This is a genomic window from Vibrio sp. 2096 (genome assembly GCF_033339595.1).
Taxonomy (GTDB): Bacteria; Pseudomonadota; Gammaproteobacteria; order Enterobacterales; family Vibrionaceae; genus Vibrio; species Vibrio alginolyticus.
Genome location: NZ_JAWOUX010000003.1, coordinates 160,486 through 179,662, shown reverse-complemented (window position 1 = coordinate 179,662; position 19,177 = coordinate 160,486). Strand labels below are relative to the sequence as shown.

General features: G+C 43.6%; 4 protein-coding genes. All 4 read right to left on the bottom strand.

Annotated features, from left to right (window positions below; translation table 11 throughout):
* Positions 1-53 precede the first annotated feature (53 nt).
* The 4 genes from R7Q41_RS07080 to R7Q41_RS07065 all read right to left on the bottom strand — a co-directional run bounded on the left by R7Q41_RS07080 (position 54) and on the right by R7Q41_RS07065 (position 19,003).
* Complete coding sequence (locus R7Q41_RS07080; RefSeq protein ID WP_318144433.1) at positions 54-4,742, bottom strand: OmpA family protein; 4,689 nt, start codon at positions 4,740-4,742, stop codon at positions 54-56.
* 31 nt (positions 4,743-4,773) lie between these two features.
* Positions 4,774-6,015, bottom strand: coding sequence for a hypothetical protein (locus tag R7Q41_RS07075; RefSeq protein WP_064369342.1), 1,242 nt, complete (start codon positions 6,013-6,015; stop codon positions 4,774-4,776).
* Positions 6,016-6,038: 23 nt separating this feature from the next.
* A complete protein-coding gene (locus R7Q41_RS07070; protein ID WP_318144432.1) occupies positions 6,039-7,694 on the bottom strand; it encodes a hypothetical protein in 1,656 nt (551 codons plus the stop codon).
* A gap of 767 nt (positions 7,695-8,461) precedes the next feature.
* Positions 8,462-19,003, bottom strand: a complete 10,542-nt coding sequence (locus tag R7Q41_RS07065) for a tandem large repeat (protein ID WP_318144431.1) — start codon at positions 19,001-19,003, stop codon at positions 8,462-8,464.
* Between the last annotated feature and the right edge of the window lie 174 nt (positions 19,004-19,177).

Sequence of the window (19,177 nt, the reverse complement as noted above, 5' to 3'; positions counted from 1 at the left end):
CTAAATTCAGTATGAAGTCATAAGAAAAGAAAAACCGCCCGAAGGCGGTTTTTTTATTTTCCATCAAACAACCACTTTTTGAGTATTTGCTCTCGTTGTGCAGATAGTGGAAGCTCCTTCGCTACTGAGTAATCTTTCATGATTGGTTCCGCATTCATCCAAACACTCAAAGGGGTAGCCTTATGGGACATCTTACTACGGTTTAAACTTGCTAAGTTGGAATCAGCATCGTCAGTCGTTCCTGCAGTATATTCAGAAATAGCTTTAAACTCCTTCTCACTCATCTCATACCAACTCTGGTTGTAATGGATTTCTCGCGAGTTGAACATAGTTGGCGCCGTTGTATCTATAGCTCGAACAGGGAGCCTTTGTGATGAAGCGTTTAAAGATAGTCCAGCTTTCCCATCAATATCGAGCATGATGTATGGGGCATCGTTTCCTCTAGGAATAAACGGGCGTAAGCCAGTCATCTCTTTCCCGGTTGCGTTAGTGTACTTCAGTGATATCTCGACTGCGTATAGATCAGTGTCGACAAAGTCTGGTGATAAAACACCTTCCTTAACCACCAAGTCGTTTACAAGCTTACTTAGGTTGCTAGAAATATGATCCGATACCTCACTCAGGCTTTGCGGTATTGATTTAGGTTTGAATGACACCTCTTTCTTCTCGAGGTTCACTTCTACCTTTCCTAATGGATACAAATCTACATCTTGATGTTCAAAATTATAGAGACCTCTTGCATCGTTTGCTTTCAAACGAATGTCTACGGGTAAGCGGTGACGGTCAAAGCCTCCTCGCTCAAGTATTTGTTCTACATTTTCAACAGATTTTGTACTGACGATGAGCAACAGCTTCGTTGCTTTTTCAGAAGTATCATAGGATGGCTGCTTCTTCGTCCAACCGATCGCCTCCATTATATCGTCGTGCTTACTTCCGGGAATGAGGCTCTTCACGCTAGCGTCATAAATGTACAAATTTGCCTTAGCATCTGAGAATAGCTCCGGATATTCGACCGCTTTTTTGCCCGCTCTTGCTAAGAAAGTTTTCTCATATAAGAATTCATGCTCTTTTGACATAGTTAAATTAAAGATGGATGCCTTATCCGTACTAGAGGTAATCTCCTTACCATCTTGAGTTTTAAGTACGAGCTCTCTCTTATACGTTAACTTTGATTCTGTTTTACTGACATTTGGTACACCGACTTCTAGAAGGTAACGCATCACATAAGCCGCTGAGTGCTGTTCATCTACCTGACCAAACACCGACTTCCATTCTTTGCTACCGTAGTCATCAGCAATAGGTTTGATGCCACTCATGATGTTGCATCCAAAGTAATAAGTAGGACTTACAACAACACCGTATAGCGTCGTATCTGTCTCTAACATTTGTTTCTCTGTTAAATACGCTCTCTCAGTTTTAACTAGTGATTCCGGTGCAATTTCACGAACATATTCAGTAGTGTAAGACCCAAAATCGTCAAAGAACCTATTTTGCCTCACAGGTCTAACACCCACAGGCACAAGAGTAAGCAAACCTTCTTCTTTGAACTTGGTCAGCGTTTCATCCTTCATATCAAGAATAATAAGTACTCTAATTGGCATAGTCGGCGTAATAGCTTCACCGCTATTAACCCTGTCTTCGAGTGGGAGCCATTCATCATTGACTTTTACGGAAACCATATGCCCAGCAAACATAGAGTCATCGAGCTTAGATAAATCGGGCGCTTTTAACAGAGATCTAAGCTTAGTTAAACTAGGGTCCGCAACAGTATGTATAGGACAGAATTTTTGATATGCCTGCGATTGTTCAAGCGCTTTTACCCCAACCTGAGATTGCTTCGCTCGGTATGTTACGTAACTCGTCATTGCAGCAAAACTCAGCACACTTTCCGAAGCACTACGGTAAATATTCTTTGTTTCTAGCCACGCTTCATCAAGGTGGAAAGAAGGAAGCCAAGTCCCCCCCAAATCCCAATCATCACTTAAAAGATAGGTCTTTATATAACCTTCAATATCAAGATCTCTTTGCCCTGACGTCAAGTGATTAACCACGTAATATTCCGAAACGTAATTCGTTGTTTTGTTCTCTTCTTTTATTTGAGATTCAAGTAGAAGCAATCGTAGCAGCCCATTGAGCGCTATAGCGCGTTTTATATATGCCTTGCCAACAACACTCAGTTCATCGAATGCAGGTAAACCGCGATACAGTAACGCCTGTCCTACCACATCAAATTCAGAAAAACGTTTCTGCTTCTCTTTATATTCTTCTACTTCTTTATTAAGAATTTTGGCTGCACCATCCAAAGTAGAAACCAAGGTTTCGCCTGACCAATACAACCCATATGCTAACGCGGCTCCTGGACCAAGCATTGGCGCAGCAAAGCCTAATGCAATATCAAAGGCTTGGCCGGAAAATTTCCAAATTTCCTCATGGACTTTCATCTCTGCTAAAACCGCTTTCTGTCGATTTTTCTCCAGAGTAAGCAGCCAACTTCTACAAGCAGGATATTCAAAAGCAGAGTTGAGGTAGAACTTCATCTCCGCTCGACGACTTAAGCGCCTGTTACTCGTATCATTATCGGCATAAACGCCTTTACCCAGGGCAGATATTCGATGCTCCCACTTAATAGCATCAGTGCCAAGATCTTCTAAAATAGAAGATTTAAGCGCCGCAGCACGTTTTTTTGAGAGTTTAGTGTTGTATTCCACCGAGCCAATATCACACGTATATCCTTCAATGTTCAGCAACATTTCTGACTTTGTATTACGCAGATATTCGGCCACTTTAGAAACGAGCTTCTTATCAGAATTGGCAAGTTCATCATTTGCACTATCAAATTCAAAAAACAGTGTGAGATAGCTTGCCTCACCCTCTTTTGCCTGTTTTTTTTCTAATAGCGGACTACCATTTAACAGCACTTTATGACTTACACTTTTATCAGAGAATGCTTCAAGGAGCGCTTTTTTATGCTCCGCTTCAGACTCAAGCAGTGCTTGACGATCTTTTTCATCACTCAATAAAAGTGTTGATATTACCGATTGTGTTTTCTGACCATATTCCTTTGATTTATCAATATAGGCGTTAAACGCCGACTCGGAATTCTCAATACCTTTCGGAATTTCAAGGCCACTAGAAACAAGCTCTGCAAAACCAAAAGGCTTATCAAGTGCATATTCAATAGCCCGAACGGCCGGCTTTAAAGGGGTTAAGATCTTATCGTCCACCTTATGCCAAAAATGCTGTAACGCTGGTGGAATCGTATAAACGCTCGGTAAGGCATTCCCAAGGTGATTTGACCAGTTAAGGGCACTAGCTAAGTCAGAAATAGGCGCAAGTGTACTTTGCGCAGGTGGCTTTAGCTTTTGTGCAAAATCTAAGAACCCCTTCGCTTTAGCATCAATACCGACTGCCAGTTTTAAAGCCTTTAAGAGCGGATCTCCAGCTTGCTCTCGATTCAAAGCTGCGCTAAATGCTTTATGGACCGTCGTCATACTGAATGGGTCCATCACACCAGAAGCTGACGCGGCTATCACCTCTTTATATTTACCAATTGAATTGAGAATGTTAATCGACGGTTGCACACCATTGGCAGGTTTGTTTTCGCTAGTGTAAGGTAGATTTTTACTCCAATCGAGCCAGCCTTTAAACGTGTCTGGCGCATGTTGGAAAAGCGACTCTTCAACAGAAATAGGATCACCTGACACAATGATGCTGCGCCCTGCTATGGAATAAATAGGCAGGTGTAAGACTTGCTCAGACAAAGAGTAGCAATTGTTTGGGAGATTTAACTTAGCAACCTGAGCCATCTGGATATCTGAAGGTTCAAGTAATGCATCCCAATATCGCTTAATTCCCTCTAAATCTATATCAAAGCGGACTAATTGCTTAATTTGTTCATCATCATCTAGATGACCGCCAGTGATCCAAAATGTGGCGACATATTGAGTCACCTCTTCTGCATCTTGGGCGTCACTCGCTTGGTTGGCAATATCATAGTATGTTACTGGCCTCACTCGACTGGTGATTTTATTGCCTATATCTTTAGCATCCCCTTTAATGATCAAGTTTTCCGGTTGTCCAGACAAAGTAACTTCCGCGCCCTCAAAATAGTCGGCTGAGAAGAAAAGATTGATAGTCCAAACTTGAGGAATGCGCAGATAATAAAAATTATGTTTATAGTCTCCACTATAAATTTGTTCGTACAGACGTTTATACGCGCCTTTTTTTTGACACAGTTCCTCTTCTGCCGCTTCAGCTTTATGGATAAAAAACTCGGCCAATTCGGGCACTAAAAGTCGTCTCTCGGATACATCTTTGTCCAAATCTTCTCTGATTTGCCAGTCACGCAAACGTGAGACTTCAACTTCAGCACTCGTGATAACGGCCTCTCTAGCTAATTGTGCTAGGCGTTTCGTCCAATCAGTATCTTCGGACATAACCGCAGCGGGCATTAAGTATGGTGGAATATAGACCGGCTTCAGCTTCTCTTTAGTGCTAGAGATAACCAATGGCGTAGAAGCAAGTTTGTTCCAATCAAGCTCTTTTACAGATTGAACCTTAGTATTCCAGCCTTGTAGCCGACCTGATGAATCACTGAAGTATAATGGTGACTCGTTCTTACTACTGCTACCATCCGCAGTTTTATCTACCGCCAACTCGGGTAGGGCAAGCGCAAAACCGGGTAATGGATAAAGCCCATTGCCAGTAATGGCTTCTCCAGTCGGTCCAACTAATTGGCCCATCAAATAGAGAGAGTGCTGTTCAATCTTAGCCCTAGCCATGATTACGCTCCTCTAGTACCACTTTCGCTTTTTTTAGGTCAGCGTAGGTTGGCAGTGGGTAGAGTGACTCGCTCCAATTATCCGTCTCTTTATGCTCAATTACATACTGGCTAAAGCCAAAGCCATAGGCGGATTTTTTAACTCGTTCTCCATCTCTAAAACCTACAAACCCATATATCATTTCTGTAGTCGGGCTGTTATCGGTGGATTGGTGTAATACGCGGGTTATGTTTCGACCATGAACAGGGACGAACCACATATCACTACCATTAAAAGCCAACAGATCCACTGTAGCAGGAAAATCGCCTATTTTTTCAGATGGTCTTCCCGAGCGGTATGCCGCACCTCCGAGGCAATAAAAGCCATCTCCGTACGTACCGCCCCAGACATTACAATCGTAGCTAACCGGAGTAAAATCACCGCGATCGATCAGTTTTAAGGTTTTGGCATCAAACACAAATGTGTTCCCACATTTTGGAACATCACTCTCCCCAAAAGTTTCGAGATACTCCTCTTCCTCTCCTTTACAACCAAATCCCGCCAATCCCGGTTCATAACTAAAATATATAGCTTGTTCTGACTGACTCATATAAGGCTTGGCAAAAGAAGTCATGTAACGTGCGTCTGAACCATTTACATCAGTAAATTTCACTACCTCTTTTGTGTCTAGCTTAACCAGCAAAAGTTCATCGCTTTTTTTCACAACAACTTGTGTGCTGTCCGTATCCCACATAATGTCGTGACGAGTTGAGCCAGACTCCTCACTAATGTTAGTTATTTCGCCATTATCTAGATCATACAGCGCGGTACTATCTTTCTGAGGGACAACAAGATAGCGGCCGTTAGGCGACCGTGACATATATTTAGCATAATCAATCCCAGTATTAGGCGGGGGTGGCAATAACCCTTCAGGGATCAGTAATTGAGGGTCAGTACCATCAATGTTTAATGCCCAGTAACTGACCTCAGATTTTTCTTCCGGGTTAGCTACAGTAAACAGGACCTGAGGGAGTGTCACATTTTCAGTATTCCAATCTGCAACCTTTGGGTTATCCGGTATTTTAAAATCATACTGGTAAAGCCAAGTATCCGTTTTACCTTTGTACAAATCTAGGCGGTCTGCCATGCTCTCTATTCGAGCTTTCTCATCAAAATAGGGTTTAGTGGCAATGTAACCAGCACCTGCGGCGGCAATAGTCGTCAAACCCAAGCCGAGTAATATTTTCTTTTTCATTCTTAATCCATTTTCTAGTTGGGTTATAAAGACCAATCCAGCATTAATGACTCAAAACGTTGTTTTTCTTCTGTTGTCATACCTTTAGGCTTATCGTTTAACTGAGCCTTTGGCGGGGGTTCAGTAGCGCTCTCAGGTTCAACAAATAAATCGTTGTAAGCGACCCGATCAAAAAGTATGTGACGACTGTCTGGGTCTTGGTCATGTACCAGGGACATAGTAAAGACCCCGTCCAATGGCAGCCCGCTTAATAACGCTTGCTGCCAATCGTGGTCTTCCCCTTCATAAAACTCTAAATCAAAGACGTCTTTATAATCGCTATTGTGATCGATCACATAGAGTGAATTCAAAGCGGTGATGCCAGACGTACCAACATCCACTCGGAATAATAGGCCACTGTTTTTTCCATCCACATAAGCAATGACCGTATTACTCTGGTCGTAACTACGTACTATGGCCTGTTGGTCACTCAGCCATGGCATGTCGTCTTCGGTCACTTTGTGGATGGCTGCGCTGTCTACATCGGAGGTGAATTCTTTTGCACTGAATGACTGTGCGTCACTGTAACTGCTTAATTCATCTAATGGCGTGCTGGACTTCTCTAGCAAACCAGCATCCGATTCTAATGCTTCAATTTGAGCAAAGCGCTTTTGCTTTGGTGAGAAAATGATCTTGAGTCCATTTTCTCCCTGTTGGACTTCACCCGATATTTTGTAAGGTGCCCAGAAATGCGCCATAGCAAAACCGCTTGCGCTTCTTTGTATTACCTGAGGTGTGTCTTTTTTCTTTTCTTCTTGCTCTAGCGTGCGGTAATACTCGACGTCAACATCTTGGTAGTAACCTTTCTCGTTTATCGCCATCTCTCGCCAAAGCTTTCCTTTCCAAAACACATAAAGGAAACCACCACGCAGGTCAGAAGCTTTTGCTTTGTCGTTGCTACCATCTAAGTAAGCCAAAGGTCTCACCGGCACCAACACGTTGTCCCACTCATCCATCTGAGTTTCTTTATCAACGGGTTGCAGGTCTTCGGCGAGTTTAAGCAAGATTGGCTGAGGCTGGTCAGTGCAAGGGATTTTGATATAGAGCGTTTTGCCCTCAGCTTCGAGATCTTTAAATGTCGCGAGGCTGCGGTGTTTGTTTTCTGTATCAGCCTTGCCTACAGTCACTTTTTCTTTTTGAGCGTCCGTTTTTCCCAACATCAAACATGCCGCGTTGCTAGACCACTGCCCTGCAAACTCGACAACGATTTTTTGATCTGGACTTGGCTCAGAGGGGACATGCGTGTAACTACGAACTAAAGCAACATCGTCGGTAACCTGCTTGTATCCTGCTTTAAAAGCTTTGCTTTCATTCGAAGCTGATACAGAGTCAACGAGTGATTTAAGTCTAGGGAAGCTTTGCAGCTGAGAGTCCGTCAATGGCGACCGACGTGCAACGGTAGATAATGACACCCAATTGCCTTTTCCCAATTCGATTCTTATAGCAGCTAGCAATGCGCTGGTCGTTTTTTTGGCAGAGATGGAAATCTTTTGCGCCAATTCTTTAGGGAGGTTTCTAAGGATGTCATCTGAATTTCGCAAACGCGAAAGCTGTCCTATACACTCGTCCGGTGTAAGAACATAAGATAGCTCGTTGGAGGATAGCTTCGAGCTAGGTATAAATTTGCAAACTAAATGCATTTGAATTCTCCACAACCAACATCGTAAATATGGCTGCGGTGACAATTAAGCTGATAAGGCTTACAAGTACGATTTGGTCTGCGTATCCTACTTACTTAGCCATTTATTTTCAACGAGATAGAAAAATCGCCCGAAATCAAAAACACCAAAAAAATGGTGACTTTTGCTATCAAAACATGCGATTTGACCACAACAAAAGCCGGTAACATCACCCACTCTGTCAAAATGGTAAAATCTTACTATCTAAAAAAATTTAATTTATGGACTGAAGTTAACAAAAATCGTAGTAACGTGCGCTTCAGGTAAGCACGAGGAAATTCAGAAGTTTATGAGGTGCCCTCCTCAGCAACAAACAACAAATTGACTGTTACTGAGGAAGTTTAAATAAAAAGGTGAGCGCATTACGCACTCACAAAAGTAACTGCTCTGAAGCTTGCTAGGATTAAATTTGCTTCATCGCGAGTTAAAGAGGCGAGGTATTACCCATCGACCTCATGCAGAACACTATACTCAGAGTATAGAAACGAGCGTAAATATATAATATTTAAAAAGATTTTCAACGCGACACATTCACCACAGCACCTGCCGAGCGACCATCACAATCACTTCATACACACCTAAAAGCAACATTGGCCTAGTTATTATAGTTATTCAGCCTTGTATTAAGACGATTCATTAATTCGAGTAACTTATCAATAAAGGCAATTATTTTGATAAATATCACAAAAAATCCCAAAGAAATAAAGCGAGCTAAACGCTCGCTTTATTTATGCCGCATTTTTTAAAGTTTTGTTCTCACTAAAATATCGATTGTAAACAGAACCTAAGGAGGCTGTACTTGCGAAACGATCATAGTTAAATGTTGCTTGAGCCTCTTCGGCAGAGGCGGAAAGCTTGTTGGTACCATTTACATAAATCGTCACTACCCCCTCCTTCAGTCCTGAAAGATCTAAATCAGTTGTCCATGAGTCTGAAAGCACGGTAGCCATGCCTGTGGCTTCTGTACCATCAGCGTCGACTGCTTTAATATCTATGAACTCACCATCTTCAAACCGTTCACTGCTACCACTTACTGTCACGCTTTCCACTCCAGTAACATCGTTGATAACGTCTAGGTGTATTGTCGGTGTAATTGGCATGGAGTAAGCCGTGTTCTGACTACCGGTATTCCCTGATAAGTCTTGGTAGTCACGAACAAGCAACGCCACATTGAGCTCTGACGTGCTTGGTACCACCACATCACCAGTCCAAACACTTGGGTCCGCGGTTGCCACTAAGGAGGTGATCGTCGTGCCACCTAACTCCGCTGCGGCGGATTGCAGATCTTTATCGAATTCCAGCGTCACCGTCACGCTTTGGCCGATGGCTTGGTGCTCAGGCGTAAACGTCACGTTAGTCAGCGTTGGCAGAGACTGCGCCAGTGTAAAGCTCTGGCTTTCACTCACTTCAATGCCCGCTGAGTTCGTCCCCGTCACCATCACGGTATAAGTGCCATTGGTTTGGTGACTCATATCAATCGCGTCACTGGTCCAAGTGCCACCGGCTTGTACTGTCGCAATGCCGCTTTTTAGTACCGTCGCGCTGCCTTGGGCTTTCACGTCAAGACGCAAGGACTGACCATCAAAACGTGTTGACGTACCTTCGAATTGTAGCGTGGCGGCATGCGTTTCATCCACATTACCCACTGGCGTGATGGCTAAGGTTGGCGTGATCGGCATGGAATAAGCCGTGTTCTGACTACTGGTATTCCCTGATAAATCTTGGTAGTCACGAACAAGCAACGCCACATTGAGCTCTGACGTGCTTGGTACCACCACATCACCAGTCCAAATACTTGGGTCCGCGGTTGCCATTAATGAAGTGATCGTTGTACCACCTAACTCCGCCGCTGCGGACTGCAGATCTTTATCGAATTCTAGCGTTACCGTCACGCTTTGGCCGATGGCTTGGTGCTCAGGCGTAAACGTCACGTTAGTCAGCGTTGGCAGAGACTGCGCCAGTGTAAAGCTCTGGCTTTCACTCACTTCAATGCCCGCTGAGTTCGTCCCCGTCACCATCACAGTATAAGTGCCATTGGTTTGGTGACTCATATCCATTGCGTCACTGACCCAAGTGCCACCAGCTTGTACCGTTGCACTGCTGCTTTTTAGTACCGTCGCGCTGCCTTGGGCTTTCACTTCAAGACGCAGGGACTGGCCGTCAAAACGTGTCGACGTGCCTTCGAATTGTAGCGTGGCGGCAAGCGTTTCATCCACACTGCCCACCGGCGTGATGGCTAAGGTCGGCGTGATCGGCATGGAGTAAGCCGTGTTCTGGCTACCGGTATTCCCTGAGAAGTCTTGGTAGTCACCAACAAGCAACGCTACATTCAGCTCTGACGTGCTTGGTACCACCACATCACCAGTCCAAACACTTGGGTCCGCGGTTGCCACTAATGAAGTGATCGTCGTGCCACCTAACTCCGCTGCGGCGGATTGCAGATCTTTATCGAATTCCAGCGTCACCGTCACGCTTTGGCCGATGGCTTGGTGCTCAGGCGTAAACGTCACGTTAGTCAGTGTTGGCAGAGATTGCGCCAGTGTAAAGCTCTGGCTTTCACTCACTTCAATACCCGCTGAGTTCGTCCCCGTCACCATCACGGTATAAGTGCCATTGGTTTGATGACTCATATCAATCGCGTCAATGGTCCAAGTGCCACCGGCTTGTACTGTCGCGCTGCTGCTTTTTAGTACCGTCGCGCTGCCTTGGGCTTTCACTTCAAGACGCAGGGACTGGCCATCAAAACGTGTCGACGTACCTTCGAATTGTAGCGTGGTGGCATGCGTTTCATCCACATTGCCCACTGGCGTAATAGCTAAGGTTGGCGTGATCGGCATGGAGTAAGCCGTGTTCTGACTACCGGTATTCCCTGATAAGTCTTGGTAGTCACGAACAAGCAACCCCACATTCAGCTCTGACGTGCTTGGTACCACTACATCACCAGTCCAAACACTTGGGTCCGCGGTTGCCATTAATGAGGTGATCGTCGTGCCACCTAACTCCGCTGCGGCGGATTGCAGATCTTTATCGAATTCCAGCGTCACCGTCACGCTTTGGCCGATGGCTTGGTGCTCAGGCGTAAACGTCGCGTTAGTCAGCGTTGGCAGAGACTGCGCGAGTGTAAAGCTCTGGCTTTCACTCACTTCAATGCCCGCAGAGTTCGTCCCCGTCACCATCACAGTATAAGTACCATTGGTTTGGTGACTCATGTCCATTGCGTCACTGATCCAAGTGCCACCGGCTTGTACTGTCGCGCTGCCGCTTTTTAGTACCGTCACGCTGCCTTGTGCTTTCACTTCAAGACGCAAGGACTGACCGTCAAAGCGTGTCGACGTACCTTCAAATTGTAGCGTGGCGGCATGCGTTTCATCCACACTGCCCACTGGCTTAATAGCTAAGGTTGGCGTGATTGGCAATTCGTGAGCGGTGTTATCCTCACCTATGTTGCCAGTCAAATCTTTAAATTGACTAACAACCAAGTCGACACTTAACAGCGCGGTGCTCGGAACTTGTACATCACCAACCCAGACCTTTTTATCTACCGTTGCTGATAGAGAACTAATGCGATTGCCGCCAAGCGTAGCGGTCGCCTCTTGGAGCTCTTTATCAAACTCAAGCGAGACACTCACGCTTTGCCCCACGCTCTGATGCTCGGGGTTAAATGTCACATTGGTTAGTTTTGGTAAGGTTCCTTCAACCGCGATACTTAAGCTGCTTCCTTTTCCAGGAATTGTGTTGGTACTTTGATAGCTATCATCCTCTACCTGTATTGTTATGTTTTTATCTTGCTTTTCTGGACTGATGTAATTAACCGTCCACGTAACGTTGTCTGACGTGGACCACGTATCTTGCTTTAACGTTCCTGTTGCGCCGTTATCACTAGCGACAAGGTGGACATCTGAGATATCAAAGTTAGTAACTTCTTCTGTAAAGTTAAACGTAAGTGTAATCTCTTCACCTCCAAAAAGAGGGGCGCTTGAAGCAGTAGATATACTTAGCCCGGGAACGGTTGCCGCTTCCACATGCGCGTCAATAGAACTTTCACTCTTGTTATCCACCTTGTCTGTTGCTGCCACCGTGATCGTATGATCGCCTTTAGGTAACAAATAGCTTATGACATAAGGCCCCGCTTCGGTTGTCGGCTCAGTAATCGCTTGAGGAGCCACAGTGCTGCCACCACTCACCGCTTTTGACGTGACGAGATTTAAATTTTTATCTGTAATGTATGCGCTAATTTCTAGCTGATACTTATCGTTTGTCGGTACCTTAGAAATTTGATTAGCACTTAAGCCCGAAATACTTGGAGCGTCATAATCAACAATAGATTCGATAACCTTTCCATCATAACTTTTGCCCAGTAATTCAAAGCTTGTATTCTCTCTTCCAACTGAGTCCGTCACCGTCACCTTAAGGGTGTATGACCCTTGGTTATCGACGGCAAAGTTCATCATTCCATTACCACTAGATGAGATAACATCACCTGAGTAACGCAAGGAATCACCGAGGCTTGGAATAAGCTCCACAGAATATTGTGAAGCTTTCACTCTTTCTCCTTCCACAGTAGATACCGTAAACGGCTGGCTCGCCTTGGTAAAAAACAGTTTGCCCCCCTGCAAACTCGTAATTCCATCGAAATCAACCGTGACTTTAGGAACACTAATATCAATGACTTTTCTGATATCAGAATACAGTCCGACGCTATCTGTCGCTTTGATGTCTACTGTGATTGAACCACGCCCCTCTAACTGAGATTTCGGTAGTTCAAAGTACGTAGATGAACCGTTCCCATCCTCTACTCTTTCTTCTTGATAGCTTGGGTTTAAAATTGAATAGTTTACTTTTGCCAGGCTGCTACCAGTGTCTGTTATGTCGAAACGAAAACGAACATTATCTGGATTTGTTGGCGATTCAGTTACGATAATCTCATCGCCAACACTTGGAGATGTATTGTCAACTTTAATATCAACGGTCGCTTCACCGACTCTCGACCAAACATCCGTTGCTGTAATCGTCGTCCTGATCGTTTTTCCATCCGCATCGCTAGGAAGTTCACTTGTAAATGTTGAACACTTGTAGGTTGGATCATCTGCACACACCTCTAATTGTGCAAACTTCTCCGGATTATCTTTATAGTTGTAGGATTCCGTTCCAAACCTGGCCATCACATTGTCTAGCCTAGAGTTTTCATACAGCTTAATTCTGAACTTGGCGACAAGCTGCTGACCATTAATGGTTGTGTTTCCGACCGGATCAGTAATTTCGACGACTACCGAACCTTTAGGTAATTCAAGCAGTAGATCGTGCTCTGGCGTCAAGTTTCCTGCTAAATCAGATAAGTTCTTGATTTTGTATTCTTGAGTTGTACTCAGGCCATCAATAATATCGGCATAGGATGCAGAATACGTACACTTGATATTTCCAACACCTTTGGCACAAGTCGTTGGTGTATAAGCTTTGTTGCCAAGATTACGAACCAACTTTGGATATTCATCTGAACTTTCGGTATTCACGCCTGATAAAGCATCATTAAAAGAGAGCTCAAATGTGAGCATCTTCTTCTTCAAAGCTTCATCAAACCAAACATCACTTCCTTTAAAACTGTATGAGTTACCATCTACGACTGTCGGTGCATCAATATCCACCATCGAGAAATTGAACTTGTTGATCGTTTCACGCCCATTTGTACCCAAGGTTTTAGTGATCAAAGTAACAGGTGTTTTGGTCATGTTTTGCCCAACATTGACACTACAACTGTAAGGTTCTTGCGATACGTTGATAACACCAGAAGTTGGTTGCTCATTAGTTGGTGGCGCATCCAGAGAGTTGTATTCTTCACGAACCCAACACTCTAACGTTTTGGCTTTGACCGCACTCAATGTAGTAAAGGTGACATCAAGAACACCATCAGATAAGTAATTTTGGAAGTCCAGCGGGCTTTCAACTGTTAGAACCACGCCTTCACGCTGTACGCTAAAGGTTTGGTTTACTTTTCCAACCTTTCGGTCTTTTTCATCAAGGTAACGAACTTTGTTATAAACCTTGATATCAAGTTCATAATTACCATCTTTGGCAATTTGTGTAGAAAGCAACGTTGCGGTCCAAGTGCCATCTGCGGTTTCTGAGAACGTAAAGTTAGTCCCGTTTTGCTCACCAGAAAATCTATACGTTGAGTCAATTCGATCAACGCCACTATCATCAACAATATCAAGCGTAAGTACGATATTCCCATCTTGATAGATGGTGTTGTTTGTAATTGGCGTTCCATCCGTGTAACTCATCGCCAGCGTCACCTGCGGGATGGAGTTGTATACTTTTACGGTAAAATCTTGCTCATCACTGGTTAAGGTTGTGTTGCCACGAACATCAGACCCTTTTAAACGAATCTTGTGTGTACCCGTACCTAAATCACCAAGGCTCACTTTGAGATCCTCATTGATTTTTGTACCGAGAGAGCCAGGTAATGGCTCCAGATCGCTAAACGTCCAATACTCTAGGCTTTCTCTATTTACGCCATTAATTGAAACATCACCGTTTGCATTTAGGTCTAGAGCCGTTAGGTCAAAGACATAGTTACCTAAGTAGTAGTCATTCGCATTGAAACCACTTAATCCTAATGTTGGTCCATCACGATCAAGAATAACCTTGTGCGTGTTAGAACTAGACTCAAAACCATAAATATCGGTTGCTTTTACATACAATGACGTTGTTTTTTCATCTTCAGAAATGTCGATTTTATCTGTGTCACTCTTGATAAGAGACATGACAAACTCTTTAGATGAATCCGTTGGCACAATTGTCTTAATTGGCGAATCTTTACCACTTTGATACAGCGAGACTTGCTCAAGGTCTGAATCGTCTATTACGGATTTAAATCGCACATTGAACTCACGCCCTATGACATAGTTCTCTTTAGACAATGTGTCTTCAACCCAAGGCGTATTTAGGATGATTTCAGGGCCTTTGTTATCGACTTGGAAGGTAAATTTCCCTGTTGTACTAACATTGGCAGGGTAAGCGTTGTCCGTCGCAGTGACGTAAAATTCATTCCATTCATCGTAATCAAATGCTTTTGAAACCAGTTGGACTTTGACGTCAGGCTGTTCACCAACTAGGTATGGTACGTCACACGCCTCTGTTAGAGGGTCACAGCTTTCTAATGTCAGAGCCTGACCAGATCCGCGGCGCAAATCTATTTTTACGTTATTGCCAGAGCTTAACGTCCCCCAATCAATGACAGGTGCCCATTGGTTATTACCACCTAAACGGCTTTGAACCTGCTCACTTTTTACAATAGGGGCTTCAGAGTCGATACGAATATTGAATCTCGGAGCGGTGCTAGTTAACTCTGAAACGGAGTTACCTAAGTTGTCCTCTGCTGCTGCAACAACTAACCAATCTCCATCACCAGGATAAATCGTAGAGCCTTGATTTGAACAAATCTCGCCCGTACATAGTTTGACTTTAAACGCGTCTTTCGAGTTACTTGCAAAGTTTTCTGGTGTGTATGTTACTTTTTCACCGGTTTGCTGGTAGAAAACAAGGCCCCTCGAGGCAAGCTTATCACCAACAATATCCTCAACCTTGAAGGTTAATTCATGAGTATTGTTCGCATTTAAATAAATACCGTTTTCTACAGGTTTACCATCGACATCATTCGGTGGAAGGTAACTGGCCTTAGGGAAGTCGTTATCAATAAACACCGATTCTATAAACGGAGATTTACCATTGTAACCATACGCATTGCCATGTGGGTCCATAGCACTGGTCTCCACGGCAAACTCTATAATATCTTTTAGTTCACTAGACTGGGAGTTAAGGGTGAAGAAGTACTCTTTTCGATAAGCATTGCTGCTGCCTGAGTTTTCTACGATGTTGATGTCCAGTGGTATTTCAATATTTGGCTCATTGGCTTGATACCACATCGTGCTAAACTTCGGACCGTAAGCGTCGGTTCCTACAATACCAGAAGGATCGTCTAGGACAATTTTAGAAACAACCTCGCCAGCAATATAAAGCCTATTACCAACCATCGTCTCTCTACCGCTTTCAATGGTTAATTTTGGCTGCGGAGGCAAGGTATCGATACTGCTACCCTCTGTATCAAAAATGTTCTTACCATTTAAGTCAGGATTAGCCATCGAAATATCATCAGCATAGAGCTGCGCGATATTGGTCTCAATACCGTATTTGCTCGCCATGATTTCATAATAGGATTGCGCCAGATCTTTTCGGTAAGTTTCAGCGCCAAACGTGTAAGAATCGAGCGTAACTTGACTTCCTCCGGCCCCTATACCATTTGCTTTTCCATCGTAGCTAAAATCATCGTAAATAGCAGATGCAAAATCTAATGAGTTATTTCTTGGCATTCTCTCGGCAATACTATCAATTGCTTCAACGAGGAATCGGTGTAGATAGTCATTTGATGGCTTGTCTGGAATCGCTTTAGTCGTAAGCATTTCATTGGTTGCATAAGACACAACCGTTGGGTCAAACCCAAAGAATGAGTTGTTATTCGTACCTGATAACGCGTAGCGCACCTCATCAAGAATTTGAATCGCACGTTCTGAAGTTTTCTCTCCCGCTGTCACTTGATCCCACTGGAAATCAAACAAACCAGTCTGATATGTCGATAGTTCAGTAATATAGTAAGTTTGAGAACCTTTGAGCTTAAAATACACACCAATATTGGCCTTGTTTAAGTCAACCGTTACTTTCTTGGTCCCTGGATCTCTTTTCCATTGGTAATAGTATGGCTCACTACCTTCGATACCAATTAAACGAACACGCATGAAATCATAATTCACTACGTCAGTTGTGGTTTCACAGCTCGCTACGTCAAGAGCCATAGACTGGTCACTTTCCAGTTGCTGGATAGTGGTACAACTTGCAAGTGAAGTGAATTCACCACTTGGGCTCAACCCTTCAAGTTGAGCTCGCGCACCAATAAATGGTGTCACCACTTTTATGGTTGGTAGGTCAAAGCTACTTCTAAAATATACTTCTCTTGGAGTGCTTTCGTTATCAGACTCATCGATGGTTTGAATGACTAACTTTTGACTACTGTTTTCTGATACCGATTTAAAGCTGTCACCCAAAATATCTCTTACAAATGGAATGTAATAAATGACATCCTCAACTCGTCCATTGCTATCTAACAGCGTTTCGTGCGGAATTTTTGCGATGTAATCGTCATCGGATGCCGTTGTATCAATAACTTGCTGAAGTGAGTAGTTGTTATCGTTGTTTTGGCTTACGTAGTACTTGACGACGAGCTTTAGCTTATTAGCGTTGGAGCCTAAAACCGTATCGGTATTTACGTCTGATACTTTCACACGAACATAAGGGATTTTATTCTCTTTCAATAAATTAGCGTTGAAGTTACTAAAATCTATCCCTTTTAATGAGCTCTGAATCCCTAAACTTGCGTACGCATAGTCAATCTTCAGGAAATCGCGGCTTGCTTGAACATTGTCTGGGGTGTACGTATCTTGAGAGTAGATACCATCGTAAGTGGTTCGTTCACCATCTAAACCCACATTTACGTACGTCATTGACGTACCTTCAGGATAGGTTATCGTCTGTGCTGGCGCTTGATCGTCACGACTTACTGCATGCTGCGCAGAGCCCGTATTGCCTTTGCTATCCTTCGCTCGAACCTCAAAGACCGTCGTAGATAGGAATTCATCAGTTGGGTAAGCCTTACTAAACTCACAAGCATTTCCAGACTCTACAGTGACAGGAGAACATGTGACGCCCTCATGTAAGCCATCTTTAAATGAAATACTGACAGAACTAATCTCTTGCGAGCTTTCTTTTACAACCCCTTTCAGAACGTATTCTTTAAGTTGGTTATTAATTGCACTCGCCGATGTAATATCGATAACAGGCGCATCGTTATCCCATTCAAAGTTGATATGAAGACCCGAATGGCTGCCTGGAATTAACTCATTACCCAGTACATCCGCTGTATATAAGACTAACCGTGCTGCTGTTACGTTTGAGAGCCCTGTGGCAGGGTTCATATCTACACTATCGATCTCTTTAGTATTAATGTTAACTTTAACGTTGGTCTCTCGAAGGCCAACTTCAAAATCATCAAATTCAACCGAACAGAATGTGCTTCCAAAATCTTGTATGTCGTTACATTGAAATTCACCAGACCAAGAGCCATTAATCTGATACTGAATAAAGGCGGATACGTCTTCTACACCGATATCATCAACAATTTTTAGGTCAACTTTATCGGTGCCTGCAAGTACATCACGGTCAATGCGTGTCACGATAGGCGCTGTGGTATCAATCTCCGTCCCATCTCGCGGTGGAATGATGCCATCTGTACTGCCATATGTACCTAAGTCATTAAGCTTCTTACTAAAGTCGACATAGTCGGCAGCATCAGTACCAGAAATATTGATACTTGGGTCGTTTACCACGATCAAAACGTGCTGAGATAAGTCACGTGTGTAAACGTCGCTGTTTATCTTTTTCTGTCCAAAGCTGAGGGGAGTCACTGCTCCTGAAGTCTTGCTCACTTCAAGACCATCAAGAACACCATCTGCAATAACATCCCGATATTGGATGTCAGCGAAGTGCATCGAAGTGTAGACGTTATCGCTGTTGCCGTATTTTTTTATAAGATCGTAAGAGTAAGACGAGTATGCTGTTAATAAAGCACCGTATTGATGCCCAGCACTAGCAAAACTGCTTTGCCCACCTTTGGTAATATCAATAGGTTTGGTCTCATTTACGTCAAAACCATACATGCTATTGATACTACCCAAAGCGGTTGAAAAGGCACTTTCATCTGTGGTCCCCTGAGAAATTTTGTACTTTGCCAAGCCTGCTGCCAAGTTCGACAGCGGAGTAAGCATTAGCTTTTGCTCACTCCCCTCTTTAAAGTTCACAACACCTTCAAATTTAAGTGTCTTCGCATTGCTCACAGATACCGTTTCATTTGTAAACGGATCGGTATAACTCCCCTCTTTTGCAACAACAAAAAGAGGCATTGACGACGATTCAAACTCTAGCAGATAGTTTCCGAAGGCATCAGACGTCGTGTTAGCCAACTTCCGACCTAAGTTTCCATTTTTGAACTCGAAAACCTCAATCTTGGCGCCATTGACTGGGGCGTCAAACACCATACCGGAAATGCTTCCTTTGCTTCTAGCTGGAGGTGTGTTGTCTCCTCCATCACCACCACCACATGCACTCAATAAAAGAGATGTAAGCGTAAGACCTAATGTTAATTTCAGCGTATTTTTAGCGAACATAGTAATTTGGCAAAATATATTTTCCCGAGATTATATTATTGAAAAATATTTTCTCAACGTGACATTAACACCAACAAAATAGGCATAAACACCAAGCCAACCGTCACTTTGACTGAATTATTAAAATTATTTTTACATCCTATAATTATTAACTTAGTTAAAACAGAGGAATTA

Coding starts and splice junctions, on each gene's coding strand:
- R7Q41_RS07080 (WP_318144433.1), bottom strand. CDS start 4,742: ATGGGCCAATTAGTTGGACCGACTGGAGAAGCCATTACTGGCAATGGG.
- R7Q41_RS07075 (WP_064369342.1), bottom strand. CDS start 6,015: ATGAAAAAGAAAATATTACTCGGCTTGGGTTTGACGACTATTGCCGCC.
- R7Q41_RS07070 (WP_318144432.1), bottom strand. CDS start 7,694: ATGCATTTAGTTTGCAAATTTATACCTAGCTCGAAGCTATCCTCCAAC.
- R7Q41_RS07065 (WP_318144431.1), bottom strand. CDS start 19,003: ATGTTCGCTAAAAATACGCTGAAATTAACATTAGGTCTTACGCTTACA.